Origin of the sequence: Sphingobium chlorophenolicum, assembly GCF_000722875.1 — a bacterium.
In the GTDB taxonomy this organism is placed as follows: domain Bacteria; phylum Pseudomonadota; class Alphaproteobacteria; order Sphingomonadales; family Sphingomonadaceae; genus Sphingobium; species Sphingobium chlorophenolicum.
Window position 1 is genome coordinate 13,285 of record NZ_JFHR01000062.1, and the last position, 16,969, is coordinate 30,253.

The following is a 16,969-nucleotide window of genomic DNA, read 5'->3' on the forward strand; positions in this document are numbered from 1 at the left end:
TCAGCCCTGCTCGGCCGCGAACTGCGCGACCATCGCTTCCTGGTCGGGCCGCAGCGCGTCGATTGCCCCGAGCGGCCGATCATGGTCGTCTCCCAGCAATATGGAGGGGCATTGCCCCTCGAAATTGCCGAGATTGGGTCGGTGCTGGCGGTATCCGGCCAGGGCCGCAAGGTCAGGCGCGAAATTCCGGGCGATAGCGGGCGGATAGGCGAGCCAGGGATTTTCATAGGGTTTGAGCCAGCCGAGGGAATAGCCGACCACCAGACCGCGCCGCTCCTTTGCGCTCCGGTTCGCGCCGGCGCCATGCAAGGTCGAGCCGAGGAAGACCAGCGCAGCTCCCGGCTGCAATTCGATGGCGATGCCGTCGCCGCTAGGTTCGTCCTCGGCGTTAGCGCCATGGCTGCCCGGCCAAAGGCGTGTGGCGCCATTTTCGGCGGTGAAGGGTGTAAGCGGCCAGATCACGTTGATGAGATATTCGATTTCGCCGGTCGGGCCGCGCCACATATCCTGGTCGCGGTGCGGCGGCTGGGCCAAGGCGCCGGGATGCACGGCGATCGCCTGGGTCACATTGAGCTGGATGCAGTCGCACCATGGGCTCAATATCGTCTGCGCGAGATCGAGGATCAGCGGATGGCGCACCAGCGCGTCGGCATGGGGCGACCGGGTGAGAAGCCGACCGAAGCGCTTCGTCGTCTCCCCATAGAAAATGCCGGTGCCGAAGGGCGTCTGCGCAAAGGGCTTTTCCAGGTCCGCGTTCAGCGCGGCGAGGGTGGCGGCAGGCAGTGCATCGGCAATGGTGCACCAGCCCTGGCGGAGCAGGGTTGCGGCGAGATTGGTCGATCGGGTCATGGCGCGTCCCTCCTCAAGCCGCGAAAGGAACGGGCTCATAGACGCCCGCTTGCGCAAGGCGGTCGAGCGTGTCCGCCTCGATCTCGATTTCCAGCGCGGCCAGCAAAGAGCCCTCGCACAGTTGCGGCATGCCAAGCGGCCGGCATTTCCAGCCGAAGGCGAGGATCTGCTGGAACCAGCTCATCTCTGCGATGGCGACATAGCGCGTTATGCCATTGGTGAGGGCATGTTCGGCCAGAGCTGTCACGAGCCGGTTGCGAGCCTCGCGTCGCTCCGGCGCACGGAGATTGCGGTCGAGGCAGAAGCGGGTGATCTCGAAGATGGTCTCGCCCTGGGGCGGGGGCGCCGCGCACAGGCCGGCATAGAAGCTGTCCAGGATATGCGGCCGGACGGTCGGCAGCAGCCGGGCCGAGGCGAGGTGGGTGCCATCGGGTTCGGACAGGATAACATAGCGGGCATGTTCGTCGTCGAACTGGTCGGCCTCGAAACGTCCGTCGAGCACGGGCACCTGCCATTTCAACAGGTCGACGAAGACGGATTTGCGGGCCGCGAACATGGCGCGTAGGACATGATCGGGCACCGGGCGGAACGGTTCCTTGACGATGTGCAACATGGGGCAGGTCTCCCTTGGTCGTGGTCGGCCAAGGGTCGGCCAAGGGGTTGATTCGCCGCTATTCCCACAAATGGGAATGGCGCCAGCCGCCAATGTCGCTGATCGTGAGGGTTCCGTCCGCCAAAGCCAGGCCAATGAGCATGACCCGCTTGTTGACCTCGTAGCGCGAGCAGGAGTCCTTGATATGCTTTGTCACGGTTCCCTTGCGAATGCCCAGGATTTCACCCGCCTCGTCGTCATTTTTGCCGAGCGCCATCCACTGCACGCATTCGCGCTGGCGATCGGTGAGGGCGGCGTTTCTTGTCCCTCGGCGAACTGCGCCCAGCCAGAGACGGCGGGCGACGTGGAAGGCGCAACTGCCGACCAGTTGCGCCAGCCAGAGCTTGTCGTCCGGGATCGGCACACCGTCCGCATTGGCGAAAGAGCAGGAACCAGGGGGATAGCCGCCGACATTGGACGGCACGGTAAAACCGTCGCCAATCCCTTCCCTGCGCCCGCAGTCCAGATGAGCCTTGTCGTTGCGGGTCAGCGGGATGAGGCTCGAGATGCTTGTCCAGCGAAAGCCCCAGTCCGTCATATGGCATGCGCGGTGAACCGGGTCGGAAAGGCCCAATGCGTTGGCGGCGTAGAAGTCGGCCCAATGGGCCGGATAATTGTGGATGTGGATCGCCATGCCGTTCGCCGCGAGCACATCGACATGCTGCGTGATCGCGAAATATTGAAATCCCATAGTTCCCGCGATGTCACTGAGCACCATCGCCATGTCGTCTGGATTTTGGACGCGTTCGATATCGTTCAAAAATTCCTGCACATTATACTGCACGCTCATTTGCGTATGTCACGACGGCGAGCGGTGTCTCGAGCCGCCGGTCGTCCCGCAGCCGTCCTTTCCCTGATTTCTGGCCGGTGGGCGGTTTCTCACGCCGCTCGCCGACGGGCTATGTCATGAAATGGCCATATCATGATTCGTTTTCAAAAAGAACGGGTTGGCGTCGGCGGGGTGGCCGGGTTCGGCGCATTGGCCAGGCGTTTATAGCGCGGACCGGGCGGATCCCCGCCTTTGGCGCACCAGCGGGCCAAGGCTGATCGTGGCGGAGGCGCACGACCGCCAGGCATGTGTCGACTGGCGAAATCCCGCTGTTTATGACGCGCTTCGACAAGCCGATCGCGCGGCCATCATGTGGGAATGGCTGCGTCGCGACCCGGACTATATTGCATGGTACGCGACCGCCAGCCATGCGACGCGCGGATCGGGGCTCGCCCGGCAATGGGGGCTTCACTTTCGCTGAAGATCCCGGCCTCCCGGCTTGCGAGGCGCGGGTCATCTGGCATGCCGATGTCGATCCCGCGATCCTGCCGGTGTCGATCGAAGCCGGGGCTGCGGCAGGTGAGGAGGCGATCGACGTCGCGGCGCTCGCGCCCTGGCTGCGCGCGGCGAGCGATCCGGCGGGCAGGGAATATGTGGTTTTGACCGATGGCCGCCGGCACATCAGGCTCGACATCCTGGCGGGCACTCTCCTGCGCGCGCACGGGCCGGTGCTGCTCCGCTATGATATGTGGGGAGCACGAACGGCTTTCCTTCGCATGCGGACGCTGGAGCGTTTCCTCGATCTGGTGCGGACGGGCCGCTTCCGCGCGCCGCTCTATCCCGGCGATCCCGCGGTCGGGCGCGGCGTCGAATTGCTGCGCGTTCATGATGCCCGTGCATCGGGCGCAACCCAGCGCGACATTGGCGAAGCGCTGTTCGGCGCGGAGGCGGTGAAGCGGGGCTGGGACGGACGGACCGATCATATAAGGCAACGGGTCAGGCGGCTGGTGAAGTCGGCACGCGCCATGGCGGAAGGAGGCTATCGGTTGCTCATGCGATCGCGCTGATGGCGGGCTGTGATTTCGGTGAGGGAGGTTACGCCCGCCCGCTACGTCCCGCCTATGGGGCGAAGATGGATCGGTCACTATCGACGATCCAACCGAGAGCCGGTCCGGGCGGGCTCGGTCGACAGAGGGACCGAGCGGTAGAGCGACCGGGTGACAAAGCGGCTTCAAAGCTGGGCATGGCCTTTGGGCTTTTCGTTTGCTTGGCGATCCGGCCGGCTGGTTGGCTTGGGCATTTGGTTGCGTTGTTTCCCCTGTTATCGGGCGCCCGACGCCGCCTGCGGCGGCGCTGCCGCGCTCTCACGGCTTCGCCGCCGAACCCCGCCTTGGGAGTTTCGTCCATCCGGTTTCGATCGCTGGCGCGGGGGCCGGCCTTGCCGCCCCGATATGGGCGCGGCGCGCGCGCCGCGGCGTTGCTGGTTTTGGTCCTCCCTTCAAGCGGGGATGGGCTCTGTCGCCCTGCTAGGCCCGCGCGCCCCTCATGCAAATGGCGGCGAGCCGCCATTCCTCCACTTACGTTCCGGCCCTTGCGGGTGCGCTCGGGGCTTTGCCGCGGGCTTTGCCGTGCGCCTTGCCGCCCACCCCCGCTTATGCGGGGGACCGATGTGGGTTTTTAGGGTGGCGCTTGGAGGCTAGGCATGACGTCCCATTCTTCATCCCGCGCCCTTGTCCGGCGTCGGAACAATGACCATTCAGGCGAGCAGAGGCGCGAGAGCGCGCCAGTCTCACGCGAGCGGCAGGCACCCAATCTCTATGAGCAGGTGACGGACCGCATCATTTCCGAACTGGAAGCCGGGCGACTGCCGTGGGTGCAGCCATGGGGGAAGCCGGGCGAGGGGACGGGTTGCGCGCCCGCGCTTCCCCGCAATGCGCTTAGCGGCCGAGAATATTCGGGCGTCAATATATTGCTGCTCTGGAGCGAGGTGATCGCCAAGGGCTATCCCAGCCAGCGCTGGCTTACCTTTCGCCAAGCCTTGGAGGCGGGCGGGACCGTCCGCAAAGGCGAACATGGCTGCATGGTCGTCTATGCCGATCGTTTCATTCCGCAAGCCGAAAAGGCCCACGCACAGGACAGCGGCGAAGAAGCAAGGGCGGTGCCTTTCCTCAAACGCTTTACAGTATTCAATGTCGCGCAATGCGAGGGGCTGGAGGGGCGCATTATTGTCGATCCCGATCCATTGCCGGAGCGTGAAATTGTGCTGGTGGCCGAAGAAGTCATTGCGGCAAGCGGGATCGATTTTCGTATCGGTGGTGATAAAGCCTATTATGTGCCGTCGCTCGACTATGTGCAGGTTCCACCGCAACAGCTTTTTTTCGAGCAGGTCAATTTCTACCGAACGGCTCTCCATGAACTGACTCACGCGACCGGTCATGCATCACGGCTTGCCCGTGACTTGTCCAATGGGTTTGGATCGACGGGTTATGCCCGCGAAGAACTGAATGCCGAATTGGGATCGGCCTTTCTTTGCGCGTCGCTCGGTATCGTGCCGACCGTGCGCCATGCCGATTATATAGGGGCGTGGCTTGCGGTGCTGCGCGAGGATAGCAGGGCAATCTTCCGCGCCGCCCGCGCCGCCAGCCTTGCCGCCGACTGGCTGCTCGAAAAGCATCGCGCTTCGCGGGACAGCGATGGCGGCACCGAGGGCAACGCTTCGGCGAGTGACACCGGCGCAGAACAGGGGAGGATGGCATGATCCTCCTTCCCGACGAACTGCGCACGAGGCTGCGCGCCGAGGCACGGTGCAATGCCGAGCAACCGGGCCATGATCCTCGCAGCGAGTCACGTGCCTCGCTGCGACCAATCGCCAAATTCTTCAATCCGCTTAGCCCGGCGACATGGCTTGTGACCGAATTGGCGCAGGATGGCGATACGCTGTTCGGCCTTGCCGATCCGGGGTTCGGATGCCCGGAACTCGGATATTTCTCGCTGCGCGAGATTGAGGGCATCCGCTTGCCATATGGCCTGCGCATCGAGCGCGATTGTGCCTTTGTCTCGATGCACCCGCTTTCGGTCTGGGCGGACATGGCCCGCCGCGCGGGATCGATCCTGCAAGCCCAGACCCTACTCGCCCGCAGCCTCATGGCGCGGCCAACCGACGAGCTTCCGCCGCCCTGATCGGCGGCAAGGCGCGGGCGGCCGCCTGCCGCCCAACCAGAAGCGGCTCCGCAGCGCATCGACGCTGACAGTCTTTCGCGGCGGAACCGGCTTATCGTAAAAACTGGAGTACCCGACATGAAACTCGAATTTATCGCCCTTGACCGGCTGTGCATCAGCAAGACCAATATGCGCTTTGCGAAGAAGGTGCCCGACATCAGCGACATCTTGCCGACCGTGCGCAAGCGCGGCGTCATCCAGCCCGTCATCGTGCGGCCCTGCGCCGCCTCAGCGTTGGGAAAGGACGCCCATGCCGCCGATCCTGCGCCCGACTATGAAATCATCGCGGGAAGCCGCCGCTTCCATGCCGCCCGCGCGGTACGGGAAGAACAGCGCGCGGAAGGCGAGGCCGACGCCGAATGCTCGGTCCTGCCCTGCGCCATATTGGACGAGGGCGACGATGCCGACGCCATCGAAGCCTCGCTCATTGAAAACGCCGCCCGGCTCGACCCCGGTGAGGTGGTGCAATGGGAGGCCTTCACCCGGCTGGTGAAGCAGGGTCGCACGCCGGACGACATATCCGCGACCTTCGGCTTGCCCGAAATCGCGGTGCGGCGTGTCCTCGCGCTCGGCAACCTCCTGCCGCGCGTCCGCCAGCTTTATGCCGGCGAGGAGATTGACCGGGCGACCGTGCGCCATCTGACGCTGGCGTCGAAAAGCCAGCAGCGCGCATGGCTCGCGCTGCTCGACGACGAGGATGGATATGCGCCGACCGGTCATCAGTTGAAGGCATGGCTGTTCGGCGGCGAGTCGATCCCGCTGCGCTCTGCCCTGTTCGATGTCGAGGCCAGCGGGCTTGTCGTGGTGGCCGACCTCTTCGGGGAGGACGCCTATTTTGCCGATGCGACGGCTTTCTGGCACGCGCAACAGGCCGAGATCGAGCGCCGCCGTGAGGCATGGCTGGAGGCTGGCTGGAGCGATGTCGTGATCGTGCCGCCCCATGAGCATTTCTCGGCATGGGAATATGCAAAGGCCCCCAAGCGCAAGGGCGGGCGAATCTATGTCGATCTGCGCGCCAATGGTGAGGCCGTCATCCATGAAGGGTATCTCAGCCGCAAGGAAGCGGAGCGGCGGGCGTCCGGGCAGGGGGAAACCGACCGGCCCAAGATCGCGCGCGCCGAACTGACCTCGACGCTCAACATCTATGTCGACCTTCATCGCCACGCCGCCGTCCGCGCGGCCTTGCTTGACCGGCCCGGCGTGGCGCTTCGGTTGATGCTGGCCCACGCCATAGCGGGATCGTCGCTCTGGCGGGTGCAGCCGGAACCTCAGACCGCGCGCAACGAGGATCTGGCGCAGAGCTTGGCGGAAAGCCGGGGCGAGGCGGTATTTGACGAGCGGCGCCGCGCCGTGCTGGCGCTTCTCCGTGTTGACGCCGACGAGCCGCATCTAGTCGGGGGGCATGATGCGCCAGCGCTTGTGACGCTGTTCCACCGGATGCTCGACCTGCCTGACGCCGCGTTGATGGATATCGTCGCGGTCGTGATGGGGGAATGTCTCGCCAACGGCAGCATGGCCGTCGAGTCGGTCGGCCTCATACTGGGCGTGGACATGGGGCAGTGGTGGACGGGCGATGATGCCTTTCTCGATCTGCTGCGCGACCGGGAACTGCTGGGCGCTTTGTTGGCCGATGTGGCGGGGACAAGTGTTGCCGCCGCCAATATCAGGGAAAAGGCCAAGACCCAGCGCCGGATATTGGGCGATCATCTGCGCGGGGAGAGAGGGCGGCAGGTCCATGCAGGATGGGTGCCGCGCTGGATGGCATTTCCACCCTCGGCCTATACGACGCGCGGCGGCGTCGGCACCGTGATAGCGCATGAAGCGGCCTGCACCGCCGCAAGCGCGGCGGAGCAAAGGGAGGATGATCCCGTCCCGCCGCAGGGCGGCGCGGCGCTGCCCCCTCCCGATGCGCGGGACGAGGACAGGCCCGAACAAAGCGCGGTGGACGAGGCGGCGCGGCTGGCTGCATGATGCGTGAGGCATGATGGAGGAGGGCGGGGCCGCAGGCCGGTTCCGCCCTCCGCTCTCTTGTACGGTGGACAAAAAATCCGCCGCGCGCCCGCGCCGTTCCGGCTTGGGCGCGCGTTTCGCTCCATGCTGTCTTGCCTAAGCCATGATCCTCCCGCATGGGATCGCAGGACAAGGACAGGGGCGAATGAAGAAGATTCTGGACGATGTGGCGCGCTTCGTCGCGCGGCTCGCGCCCGAGCCGGTGTGCGATCCGTGCATCACGCAGAAGCTGGCGCTGGAGGAAGCCGCGCTTGCCGCACAGGCGAGCCATGAACTGGCCGGGAGCCATGGCTATGAACGGATGAAGGGCGTGTGCAGCCTCTGTGGAGAACATGGCATGGTGATCCATCGGCGCTGACCGGCGGCTGAATCGTTGCGCTTTCAGGAGTTCGAAACCTGCCGATCGCGCAGCGCCTTCTTGCCCATTTCATGTCTTCATGGGGAGACACCGCCCGGCGGGCCGACTATCCGGCGCTCTCATAACATCGAAACATAGGGCCGCCAGAATGACCGAGATTTCCGCCGACACCGACCTCCTGATCACATTGACCGCCGATATCGTCGCCGCGCATGTCAGCCACAACAGTGTCGCGCTCGGCGACGTGTCAGCCCTGATCGGTAGCGCGCATGGCGCGCTCAAGGGTCTCGCCGCGCCGGTGGCACCGGTAGCCGAACCCTTGCAGCCCGCGGTTTCGATCCGCGCCTCGGTGAAGCCTGACTATATTGTCTGCCTGGAGGACGGCAAAAAATTGAAGATGCTCAAGCGCCATCTGATGACGCGCTACGGCATGACGCCCAATGATTATCGCGCCAAATGGGGTCTGCCCGCCGACTATCCGATGACCGCGCCCAACTATGCCGAGGAACGCAAGGCACTTGCGGTCAAGATCGGCCTTGGCCGCAAGCCCAAGGGGGATGCGGCGCCCGCGCCGTCCAAGGCGCGCGGCCGGAAGAAAGTGGAAGCTGCGCCCGCCGAGTGACAGGGAGCGGCATAGCTGGTCTGGTGAGACCGGCCAGCTTCATTAACAAAGCGGCGCCAGCCCGTCAGGGCTGGCGCCGCTTTGTTTGAGAGAGGCAGGAAGTCTAGAGCGCGCTGCATTAAATCCGACGCAGGTCGCACACTCTAGTTCTTCGTTGTCGCATCGCTATTTGCGCAAAACCGGATTCCACTTTTGCGTGCGATGCTCTAGCGGATCGCTCCGGCATTGCGGGCAAGCGCGCGCTCGATCTTCCGGTCGGTCTTATATTGGCTCAGCGCATAGACGGCCCAGATCGTGGCGGGCAGCCATCCGATCAGCGTGATCTGGAGCAGAAAGCAGACGATGCCCGCGAGCGGTCTGCCGATCGTGAAGAAGGTCAGCCAGGGAAAGATAAGGGCAATGAAAAGGCGCATAGTCTATAGCTCCACGTCAGGTCGCCCGGCCGTAAAGGACCGGCCGGACAGGATGGATTTTGCCCCTTTCGCCTCGCAGAATAGCGGCGAAACCGGAGGCTGGAAACCCATTATCTGCCACTATTTCCTATCCAAAACAGGGGCTTATATCCACTCGTCCGGCGCCGCGCGGAAGTTCAGCGCTCCGAAGGCAGAAGGGCGAAGGATCAGACCCTCCTGGGCGTGCCAGAAGGAGCCAGGTGTCTTGGCGGTTCCGTCCCCTGGCCAACGCCATACAATTTGCGGCCGCGCCCAGTATCGGGCGCGGAAGCTCCGTCGTGGGGATGATCGTCGCTAGCCGCGCATGACCCGCCTCGCGCTGCTAGCTATCCTCACTCAACAGGGTCTCGAAATCGCGGCCACCGTAGAAAATCCCCACAACGACCACTGCGCTTTCATCGACAGCGAACGCGATCGTCACCCGGCGACGCCAGGCGGTTGTCCGCAGACCTGGCCGCAGATCGTCCCGCATCGTTCCGCGACGAGGAAAGTCGGTCAGCGTGCCGATATGATCGAGGATGCCATCGGCGAAGCGCTGTGCGATGTCCGGGGATGCAGCCGCCGCGATAGTGTCGTAAATGGTTCGAGATGGTCACGCGCTTCCGGCGTGAAGACAATCGCATATCCCACCTTCAGCCGCGCTTGGCGGCTTGCTCGTGACGCTTGGCGAGACCGGCGCGTACATCGTCGAGCGCTATGCCCCGGGATGGATCGGCCCGATAGGCATCATAGGCGGGAACGACCTCATTGCGCAGCCATTGCTCGACGGCCCGGTCGCGTGCCTGGAGCGCACGCAATCCGTCGCGGATCACTTCGCTTTCGCTCGCATATTCGCCCGACGCCACCTTGGCGCGGACCTGCGCTGCCATGTCGTTCGGCAGGGTTACGCTGAACTGTTGAGTCGTGCGCATGGGATAGGTCACTCCTTGCGGATATGATTTAATCCTACGCCCCCCGAGACTTCAAGGCACGCATAAGCGGTATCGCCGCCATCCGGCCTCTCGAAAGGCCTTGTTCACCCGTAGGTCGGATAATGCGCTAATGATCGTCATTTTTGCGGCTCCTGGGGGAAGCGCCACGCGGGAGGAGTGTGGCGCGGTCGCCCTATGACAATGTTTTTGGGGCGCATGAAGATCGCATAGCTGCCCTTCCGCCATGCTGGCCCGCATACCATTTCGGCGCCTTGTAAAGCAGGCATTTAGGCCGGTCCTGTCCTCCCGCAACCGGGCGGCTGCGCCTTATTTCCCCGCCCTGACGGGCTCCTCGCGGTCGCTTGCGCTTGCAAATAAGGCTTGCCGCCCGGTCCTCCGCTGATCGCTCCGGCCTGCGGTGCGGGAGGCCTGCTCGTCCCGGCCTTTGCGGCCTGCTGTCGCCCGGAAATGGTTCGCGGGCGCGCAAGTGGAGTTAAGCAAATGGCTGCAATCGGTTATGCCACCCGCAACGGCAACGGCTATAAGGGCGAGCTGCGCACCCTCTCGATCCGCGTCGGCATCGAGATCATCCCCAACAACCGCAAAAATGGCGACAGCCAGCCCGATTATCGGGTCGTCGCATCGGGTGGCGTCGAGATCGGCGCGGGCTGGATCCGGCGCGGCGAAATGTCCGGCAAGGATTATGTGTCCTTGAGCCTCGCGGCACCGGAATTCGGACCCCGCAGGCTCTACGCCAATCTCGGCCGGGCCGCCGGTCAAGATGATGACGACGCCTATGCCATCATCTGGAATCCCGCCGATTGATGGGCGTCATTCGCCCCGGCGGCGCACCGCGTCGCCGGGGCGAGAGAGGATGGCGGCGGGCTGTGGAGGGGGTCGAAAAAGGCACTCCCCGATTTCCGACCGTGCCGGAAAGGGGCGGATTGGGCCCAGATGACCCGATCCGCACCCCATCGCCCGGTCGGATTGCCGGGCCGTCGAGGAGTTCGCCATGACCGATGAAGCGACCGAGCGGCGCGACGCCGCACCCAGCAAACTTGCCGAACGCGCGCGGATAGCCCGCGAAACCTGCCCCTATCTAACCGCCAAACAGGCCGCCTTTCATCTCGGCATGGCTGCCGATACGCTCAAGAAGCTGCGGCTTCGCGGCCGGGGGCCGCGCTGCCGCATGCATGGCGGAAGCTGGCGCTATCATATCGACGATCTCGATGCCTGGTCCGCCGCGCGCATGGCGGGAGAGGGCGCATGAACGGGCGCCGCGATCTTCCGCTCTTCGCCTGGGGCGACGCGCTTCGCGCCGCGCGGTTGCGGCGTCGCCGCCTGCGTCGCTACGCCCTCTGGCTTGCGCTGGGCGGTCTTGCGCTCGGCGCGACCATCGTCTTCCCGCCGCCACCGCGTCTGCTCTGGAATGCGACGGCCAGCGCCCCTATCGGCTTCTATCTGCTATCGCCCGGCGCGCGGCTGGAGCGGGGCGACATGGTGGTGGCGAGGGCGCCTTATCCGGTCCGGCTGCTCGCCGCGCGGCGGCATTATCTTCCCTTGAACGTGCCGCTGGTGAAGCGGGTCGTGGGCGTTCCGGGCGACATCGTCTGCGCGCGCGGCGACCGGGTGACGATCGGCGGCAAAGAGATTGCGCGGCGTCTGGCACATGATAGTCTGGGGCGAACGATGCCCTGGTGGGAGGGCTGCGAAGGGCTGCTGCCGGGCCGCTATTTTCTGCTCATGGGCCATGTCCCCTCATCGTTCGACGCCCGCTATTTCGGGCCGGTCGGTGAGGCCGAGATCATCGGCAAGGCGACGGCGCTATGGGTGCGCTGAGCCATGCCCGGCTGGCGCTCGCGCTGGGCCTGCTTATCTGTCCTTTACCCTTGCGGGCCGATCCCGTCACGCGCTGGGCGGAGGATATTGCCGAGGCGTCCGGCCGCTTCGGTATCGACCGGCAATGGGTCGAGGCGGTCATGCGCGCCGAGAGCGGCGGGCAGACGATATGGCGGGGCCAGCCGATCACCAGTTCGGCCGGCGCGATGGGCCTGATGCAGGTGATGCCCGGCACCTGGGGCGACATGCGCCGTCTTTACGGGCTTGGGTCCAACCCCCACGACCCCCATGACAATATCATCGCCGGGACCGCCTATCTCGCGGCCATGCACGCGCGGTTCGGCTATCCGGGACTCTTCGGCGCCTATCATGCCGGTCCCGCGCGCTACGCGGATTATCTGTCGGCCGGGCGTCCGCTGCCGCCTGAAACCCGCGCCTATATGACGACGATAACAGCGGCACTGGGAACGCGGTGGGCTCAAGCAACGTCGCCGCCAAAGAGGAATGATCCCCCTACGCCAAATCCACCTGCACTCTTTGTCTATCATGCCAATGGCGTGACCGGTGGGACGGCGAAGGACCGACCGGACGGTGACGGATTATCGCTGGATCCGCTCTTTGCGTTGCGCAAGCGCTTTTGACGCAATTGCCACTGTTGCTTCCCGGAGACGCGTGGGCGGCTCCGTCGACCGGTTCGCTCCAACCCATCCTCACCGGGCGCTGGCATTTTTTCGCAGAGATCACAGGCCTGCTGACGCTCAAGTCTTCCATGCCGGAGGCCGCGATGTCGGTGCATGAGTCTCTGTTCTGGAGGGGAAAGAGGACGCTGCCCTCTCTCCCCCGCAACGGGAATCGGCCGGGCCGTGGCTCGGCTGTGCCTGCGCCCGCACCACCCCGGCAGATTCCCGCTGCCCCCCTCACTCCCGCTGCTCGCCGCGAGGCAGGGGTCAGGCGCCGATAGTGGTGCCGACCCCGCAATAGGAGTGAAAAGCATGTCAACCAAGCCATTTGAAGGCGAGCGTTCGACCGGTTTGCGGCAATGTCCGCTCCCCGTTCCGCGCAACCGCATTGCCCATGGCGATTGCATCCAGCGGTTGAAATCGCTGCCCGATGGGGCGATCGATCTGGTGCTGACCGACCCACCCTATATCTGTCATTATCGTTCCCGCGACGGGCGCAGGGTGGTCAATGACGACAATCAAGATTGGCTTGTCCCGGCCTTTGCCGAGGTCGCGCGCGTGCTCAAATCCGGCGCCTTTGCCATCAGTTTCTATGGTTGGAGCGCGGTGGAGAAGTTCGTCGAAGCATGGCGCTCCGTGGGGCTGCGTCCGGTCGGCCATATCGTCTTCCGCAAACATTATGCCTCATCGACCCGCTTCCTGCGGTACGAACATGAACAGGCCTTCCTGCTCGCGAAGGGCCGTCCGAACCTTCCGGCCCAAACCATCGCCGATGTAATTGACTGGCCGCGCTTTACGGGCAACCGAAGGCATCCGACCGAGAAGCCGGTGGAAATATTGTCGCCCTTGATCGAGATATTCAGCGATCCCGGCGACATTGTGCTCGATCCCTTCTGCGGTTCGGGATCGACGCTGGAAGCAGCGCGAACATGCGGCCGGGCGTTCCTTGGCGTTGAGCTGGACGCGGATCATTTTCGCACCGCGAGCGGTCGGATGGGGCTTGCCGCCTGACGGAAAGCAGGGGCGCGTCCGGCGAGGATGCGCCCCATGTATGGGCGTTGGGGAAGGGTAATCCGCTCAGGTCGTCCGATGATACCGGGACGGAACGGGCCGCCTCAAGGACGACGGGGCCCCACCATTTTTCGCGGCGTCCGCTTGCGCTCCCGCCGCGAAAAATCGTGACCCCCATCGCCGCTGGCGCGGCCGCTTCGCGGTCCTTGACCCGACCCGCTCCACCCCGGGCGAGCTTTCCATCTTTCGCAGAAATGATGGAGGTTGGCATGTCGGTTGAACAGCAGATCGAGGAACTGCGCGCTGAACTCAGCGCCTGCTGGAGCCGCCGCGAGGCGCGGCAGATCGAAGCGGAATTGAAGGTCGTGATGGCTGAATATGAACGGCTCGCGAGGGCATTTTCGGAGGCTATCCAGTGAAACGGGAGTTGCTCGGAACGGCGCTGATGGAGCGCCGTTTCGGGCATTTTTTGTTCGCGGCAGGGAGGTGTGGGAGCAGCCCCAGGGCGTCATGGTAACTGTGGGCAGCATGGAACCGTCTGCAATATGGGGCTGATGGAGATGGCGGAAATGAGGGGGATGGCGTGTAAGGCAAGATAAAGGTGCCGGCACTATTGGCCGGCTAACTTCTTGTCTGCACATCATTTTTCTTGGTGTCGGTTTGGCATCGATCCGGCCAGAACAGTGCCGTTGACCGTGGAAATAGCGGATTTTCGAGCCTTTTGGCGGCACCGCTTTCTTTCAGCATGCCAATGCAGCAAAAGGGTGTGCGAGAGGGGCCAGCGCAGGATCATTGCGATGGCCGATGACGATGAATTCACCCCGAGGCTTGGCCGCCAGCGTGCATCGCGCGGGCCGAAGATGCGCCGCTATGCCGGGCGCGTCATTGCCGCCGCTAATCTGGCGCGCGGCGGCGCGGGCCAGGGCGGCAAAGGCAAAGGCGGCTTTTCCGGGCACCGCTACGGGCGCGGGGCAGGGGTCGGCCGGCTGCTGGCCAGCCGTGATCGGCATAGCGTTTTTCGGCAGCGCCGCGTGGTGGTCAAAGCGCGTATCGTTCCGCTTGCCGGAAAGGGGGCAGGGCGGGCCGCCGCGCACCTGCGGTATCTCCAGCGCGACGGCACCGATCGGGCGGGGGAACGCAGTGCGCTTTACGGGCCGGAGCAGGACCGGGCGGACGGGAAGGAATTTCTGAGCCGCGGCAGCGAGGACCGCCACCAGTTCCGCTTCATCGTCGCGCCCGAAGATGGTGAGCGTTATGAGGAGTTGAAGCCGCTGGTTCGCCGCCTGATGACGCAGATGGAGGAGGATCTCGGAACGCGGCTCGACTGGGTGGCGGTCGATCATTTCAACACTGGGCACCCGCATAGTCATATCCTGTTGCGCGGCGTCGACGAGCGCGGGGATAATCTTATCATTGCCCGCGACTATATCGGGCGGGGTTTGCGCGAACGCGCGGCCGAGCTGGTCGAACTGGACTTGGGACCAAGAGCCGACCGTGAGATCATCCTCTCCCGCCGCGCCGAAATCACGCAGGAGCGGCTGACATCCATCGACCGCGCGCTGCTGCGCGGCGCTGAAAATTCCATAGTGAGGCCGACAACTGCCGACCCGCTCGACCATGACCTTCAGGCTGGCCGGCTGGCGCATCTCGCCCGCATGGGACTGGCACAGCCGCTGCCGACGGGCCGATACCGGCTCGATCCCGATCTGGAGGGGGTGCTCGGTGCGATGGGAGAGCGCGGCGATATCATTCGCACCATGCAGCGGGAATTTACGCGGTTGAATCTCGATCGCGCGAGCGCCGATCGAGTCATTTATGATCCGGCTGCGCCGGGCGCTCAGCCGATCGTTGGACGCGTGCTGATGCGGGGGCTGGCCGACGAGATCGAGGACCGCCATTATCTGCTGATCGATGGGATCGACGGGCGCACCCATTATGTGCCGATCGGCACGGCCGATGGAGCGGGGCTGGACGTCAGAGGCGAGGATGCCGGTCTTGCCTCCGGCGCCGTGGTCGAAATCAGGCCATCGGTACCTGTCGTTCGCGAGGTTGACCGCACCATCGCGGCGGTGGCTAGCACCAATGGCGGACGCTATGATGCCGATGCTCATTTCCGGCATGTCCTGGCCGCCAGCGAAACGTTCGTCGAGGCACATGTCCGCCGGCTGGAAGCCATGCGCAGAAAGGGCGGAGTGGCCGAACGTGATGCCGACGGCAGTTGGACGATCGCGCCCGATCATCTGGAGCGGGTAGAAGCCTTCGAACGGCGGCAGCTGATGGTCAAGCCCGTCGAGATTAGCCTGCTCTCGCCGGTGGATGTCAGGGAACTGGCAAGCGCGGATGCCGCGACCTGGCTTGATCGGAGGCTGGTGGCAAGCGAACAATTGCCCCTGCGGGAGGCGGGATTTGGCCGGGACACCGCCGCCGCGCTCGTGCAACGTCGGCAGTGGCTGATGGATGAGGGCTTGGCCGAGCAGACGGACGGGGAAATCCGTTACCGCAAGGAGATGCTCGCTATCCTGCGGCGCCGGGAAGTGCTGCGGGTCGCGGGACAGCTATCGCGTGAACTTGGCCTTCCCTTTGGCGAGGCGGCGGAAGGGGAGAGGCTGGAGGGCGTCTACCGCCGGCGGGTGGATCTGATATCGGGGCGGTTCGCCGTCCTCGAACGCTCGCGGGATTTCACGCTGGTACCCTGGCGGCCGGTGCTCGAACGCCGCATCGGTCAGGGTGTGTCGGGGCAGATGCGGGAGGAGGGTGTGACCTGGTCGGTAGGGCGGGGACGGAGCGGCCCAAGCATCAGCTGAAACCGGGATGGGCATTTTTCGGTTGTCCCACCGGCGTCTTCGTTCAGTGCTCCGCTTCGAAGCTCCGGTTCTCGCGGCAATGCCAGAGGCGCAGAATGAAGAGGGTGCCGTTCGCGATCTCATATCGCATCTCATAATGGCCTATGATGATCCGCCGGACCTCGCGTGGTTCAAAGGCCTCCAGCTTCTCGCTAAGTCGCGGATAGTCGAGCAGGCGATTGGGCGCATGCGCGAGCTGCTGCACGACATGCGCGGCTGCCTCGGGCGCAACAGGCCGCAGATGCTCGTGCAGGCGCAGAAGATCCGATGATGCTTTGCTGGTCCACTGGATCTTCATGCGGTCGGTGGCGATAGCGGGCTGTCCGTCGAGAGGCTGTCCGCCCATGCCTGAATGCTCTGATGGTCGATCACCCGGCCCGCGTCGACATCGGCCAGGGCTTCGAGCGTCATTTTGTGTCGCTCTTCCTCCTGGTCGATCCATGCCGCCAGGGCCTGCTTCATGATCCAGCCTCGCGAACGCTCGATACGAGCGGCCAGGGCGTCGACCTTATCGGCCAGGCTTTCCGGCACATGGGCCGTCAAAACCCGGGTCCCTGCTGCCATGCTAATACTCCCAATCCAGATGATAAAAGCTAAGGCGTGTGGACATTTAAGGGATTCCTTTTTCCGCGCGGATCGGATTCAAGACTGGCGAAGGGAGCGCCATCTTGGATCGACACGGATTAAGCGACGAGCAGTGGGAGCGGGTTCGCCCCGTGCTTCCCGGTAAAGTTGGGGACCGAGGCCGTTCGGC

22 protein-coding genes are annotated in these 16,969 nt (G+C 64.5%); 14 read left to right on the forward strand and 8 right to left on the reverse strand.

Annotated elements, in window-relative coordinates:
• From BV95_RS19270 to BV95_RS19280, 3 genes are read right to left on the reverse strand one after another with little or no spacing between them, the layout of a single operon-like run.
• Positions 1–849 carry a phytanoyl-CoA dioxygenase family protein gene (locus tag BV95_RS19270; protein WP_037455965.1) on the reverse strand — a complete coding sequence of 283 codons (849 nt, stop codon included), beginning with the start codon at positions 847–849 and terminating at the stop codon, positions 1–3.
• Positions 850–862: 13 nt separating this feature from the next.
• A complete protein-coding gene (locus tag BV95_RS19275; RefSeq protein WP_051749894.1) occupies positions 863–1,462 on the reverse strand; it encodes an acyl-homoserine-lactone synthase in 600 nt (199 codons plus the stop codon).
• A gap of 58 nt (positions 1,463–1,520) precedes the next feature.
• The gene (locus tag BV95_RS19280; protein WP_037455968.1) at positions 1,521–2,291 is read right to left on the reverse strand and encodes a helix-turn-helix transcriptional regulator; all 771 of its coding nucleotides are present in this window, start codon (positions 2,289–2,291) and stop codon (positions 1,521–1,523) included.
• A gap of 349 nt (positions 2,292–2,640) precedes the next feature.
• Here BV95_RS19280 and BV95_RS24965 point away from each other — a divergent pair, with 349 nt between their 5' ends.
• The 7 genes from BV95_RS24965 (at position 2,641) to BV95_RS19310 (ending at position 8,479) form a co-directional block, all read left to right on the forward strand.
• Positions 2,641–2,751, forward strand: coding sequence for a transcriptional regulator domain-containing protein (locus BV95_RS24965; RefSeq protein ID WP_409372108.1), 111 nt, complete (start codon positions 2,641–2,643; stop codon positions 2,749–2,751).
• Positions 2,699–3,337: a DUF2285 domain-containing protein gene (locus BV95_RS19285; RefSeq protein WP_037455972.1), complete on the forward strand. Its 639-nt coding sequence runs from the start codon at positions 2,699–2,701 to the stop codon at positions 3,335–3,337. The genes BV95_RS24965 and BV95_RS19285 overlap by 53 nt, the downstream gene beginning before the upstream one ends.
• Positions 3,338–3,972: 635 nt before the next feature.
• Entirely contained in the window at positions 3,973–5,028 is a 1,056-nt protein-coding gene (locus BV95_RS19290; protein ID WP_051749895.1) for an ArdC family protein, read from the forward strand.
• Positions 5,025–5,450 (forward strand): DUF2958 domain-containing protein, encoded by a 426-nt coding sequence (locus BV95_RS19295; protein WP_037455975.1) that lies wholly within the window; start codon positions 5,025–5,027, stop codon positions 5,448–5,450. Before BV95_RS19290 ends, BV95_RS19295 begins: the two co-directional genes overlap by 4 nt.
• Positions 5,451–5,567: 117 nt before the next feature.
• Positions 5,568–7,460, forward strand: a complete 1,893-nt coding sequence (locus BV95_RS19300; protein WP_037455978.1) for a ParB/RepB/Spo0J family partition protein — start codon at positions 5,568–5,570, stop codon at positions 7,458–7,460.
• Between the two features lie 184 nt (positions 7,461–7,644).
• Positions 7,645–7,857 (forward strand): hypothetical protein, encoded by a 213-nt coding sequence (locus BV95_RS19305; protein ID WP_037455980.1) that lies wholly within the window; start codon positions 7,645–7,647, stop codon positions 7,855–7,857.
• 148 nt (positions 7,858–8,005) lie between these two features.
• Complete coding sequence (locus BV95_RS19310) at positions 8,006–8,479, forward strand: Ros/MucR family transcriptional regulator (protein WP_037455982.1); 474 nt, start codon at positions 8,006–8,008, stop codon at positions 8,477–8,479.
• 206 nt (positions 8,480–8,685) lie between these two features.
• Here BV95_RS19310 and BV95_RS19315 read toward each other — a convergent pair whose 3' ends face one another.
• The 3 genes from BV95_RS19315 to BV95_RS19325 all read right to left on the reverse strand — a co-directional run bounded on the left by BV95_RS19315 (position 8,686) and on the right by BV95_RS19325 (position 9,842).
• Positions 8,686–8,892 carry a YqaE/Pmp3 family membrane protein gene (locus BV95_RS19315; protein ID WP_037455984.1) on the reverse strand — a complete coding sequence of 69 codons (207 nt, stop codon included), beginning with the start codon at positions 8,890–8,892 and terminating at the stop codon, positions 8,686–8,688.
• Between the two features lie 361 nt (positions 8,893–9,253).
• Complete coding sequence (locus BV95_RS24625; protein WP_169804676.1) at positions 9,254–9,511, reverse strand: type II toxin-antitoxin system RelE/ParE family toxin; 258 nt, start codon at positions 9,509–9,511, stop codon at positions 9,254–9,256.
• 52 nt (positions 9,512–9,563) lie between these two features.
• On the reverse strand, positions 9,564–9,842 hold the full coding sequence (locus BV95_RS19325; protein WP_037455986.1) for a type II toxin-antitoxin system ParD family antitoxin: 279 nt from the start codon (positions 9,840–9,842) through the stop codon (positions 9,564–9,566).
• Between the two features lie 501 nt (positions 9,843–10,343).
• Here BV95_RS19325 and BV95_RS19330 point away from each other — a divergent pair.
• From BV95_RS19330 to rlxS, 7 genes are all read left to right on the forward strand, one after another.
• Positions 10,344–10,667, forward strand: coding sequence for a DUF736 domain-containing protein (locus BV95_RS19330; RefSeq protein WP_037455987.1), 324 nt, complete (start codon positions 10,344–10,346; stop codon positions 10,665–10,667).
• A gap of 187 nt (positions 10,668–10,854) precedes the next feature.
• On the forward strand, positions 10,855–11,112 hold the full coding sequence (locus BV95_RS19335) for a helix-turn-helix domain-containing protein (protein ID WP_051749896.1): 258 nt from the start codon (positions 10,855–10,857) through the stop codon (positions 11,110–11,112).
• Positions 11,109–11,681: a S26 family signal peptidase gene (locus BV95_RS19340; protein ID WP_037455989.1), complete on the forward strand. Its 573-nt coding sequence runs from the start codon at positions 11,109–11,111 to the stop codon at positions 11,679–11,681. Before BV95_RS19335 ends, BV95_RS19340 begins: the two co-directional genes overlap by 4 nt.
• Positions 11,669–12,322 (forward strand): lytic transglycosylase domain-containing protein, encoded by a 654-nt coding sequence (locus BV95_RS19345; protein WP_037455992.1) that lies wholly within the window; start codon positions 11,669–11,671, stop codon positions 12,320–12,322. Before BV95_RS19340 ends, BV95_RS19345 begins: the two co-directional genes overlap by 13 nt.
• Before the next feature lie 351 nt (positions 12,323–12,673).
• Entirely contained in the window at positions 12,674–13,372 is a 699-nt protein-coding gene (locus BV95_RS19350) for a DNA methyltransferase (protein WP_081873460.1), read from the forward strand.
• Positions 13,373–13,641: 269 nt separating this feature from the next.
• Entirely contained in the window at positions 13,642–13,791 is a 150-nt protein-coding gene (locus BV95_RS24390) for a hypothetical protein (RefSeq protein WP_169804675.1), read from the forward strand.
• A 378-nt stretch (positions 13,792–14,169) separates the two neighbouring features.
• Positions 14,170–16,176, forward strand: a complete 2,007-nt coding sequence (gene rlxS / locus BV95_RS19355; protein WP_037455994.1) for a relaxase/mobilization nuclease RlxS — start codon at positions 14,170–14,172, stop codon at positions 16,174–16,176.
• Positions 16,177–16,219: 43 nt separating this feature from the next.
• On the opposite strand, the gene BV95_RS19360 is transcribed toward rlxS, so the two are convergent.
• On the reverse strand, positions 16,220–16,513 hold the full coding sequence (locus BV95_RS19360) for a type II toxin-antitoxin system RelE/ParE family toxin (RefSeq protein ID WP_037455997.1): 294 nt from the start codon (positions 16,511–16,513) through the stop codon (positions 16,220–16,222).
• Entirely contained in the window at positions 16,510–16,779 is a 270-nt protein-coding gene (locus BV95_RS19365) for a CopG family ribbon-helix-helix protein (RefSeq protein ID WP_037455999.1), read from the reverse strand. The genes BV95_RS19360 and BV95_RS19365 overlap by 4 nt, the downstream gene beginning before the upstream one ends.
• Between the last annotated feature and the right edge of the window lie 190 nt (positions 16,780–16,969).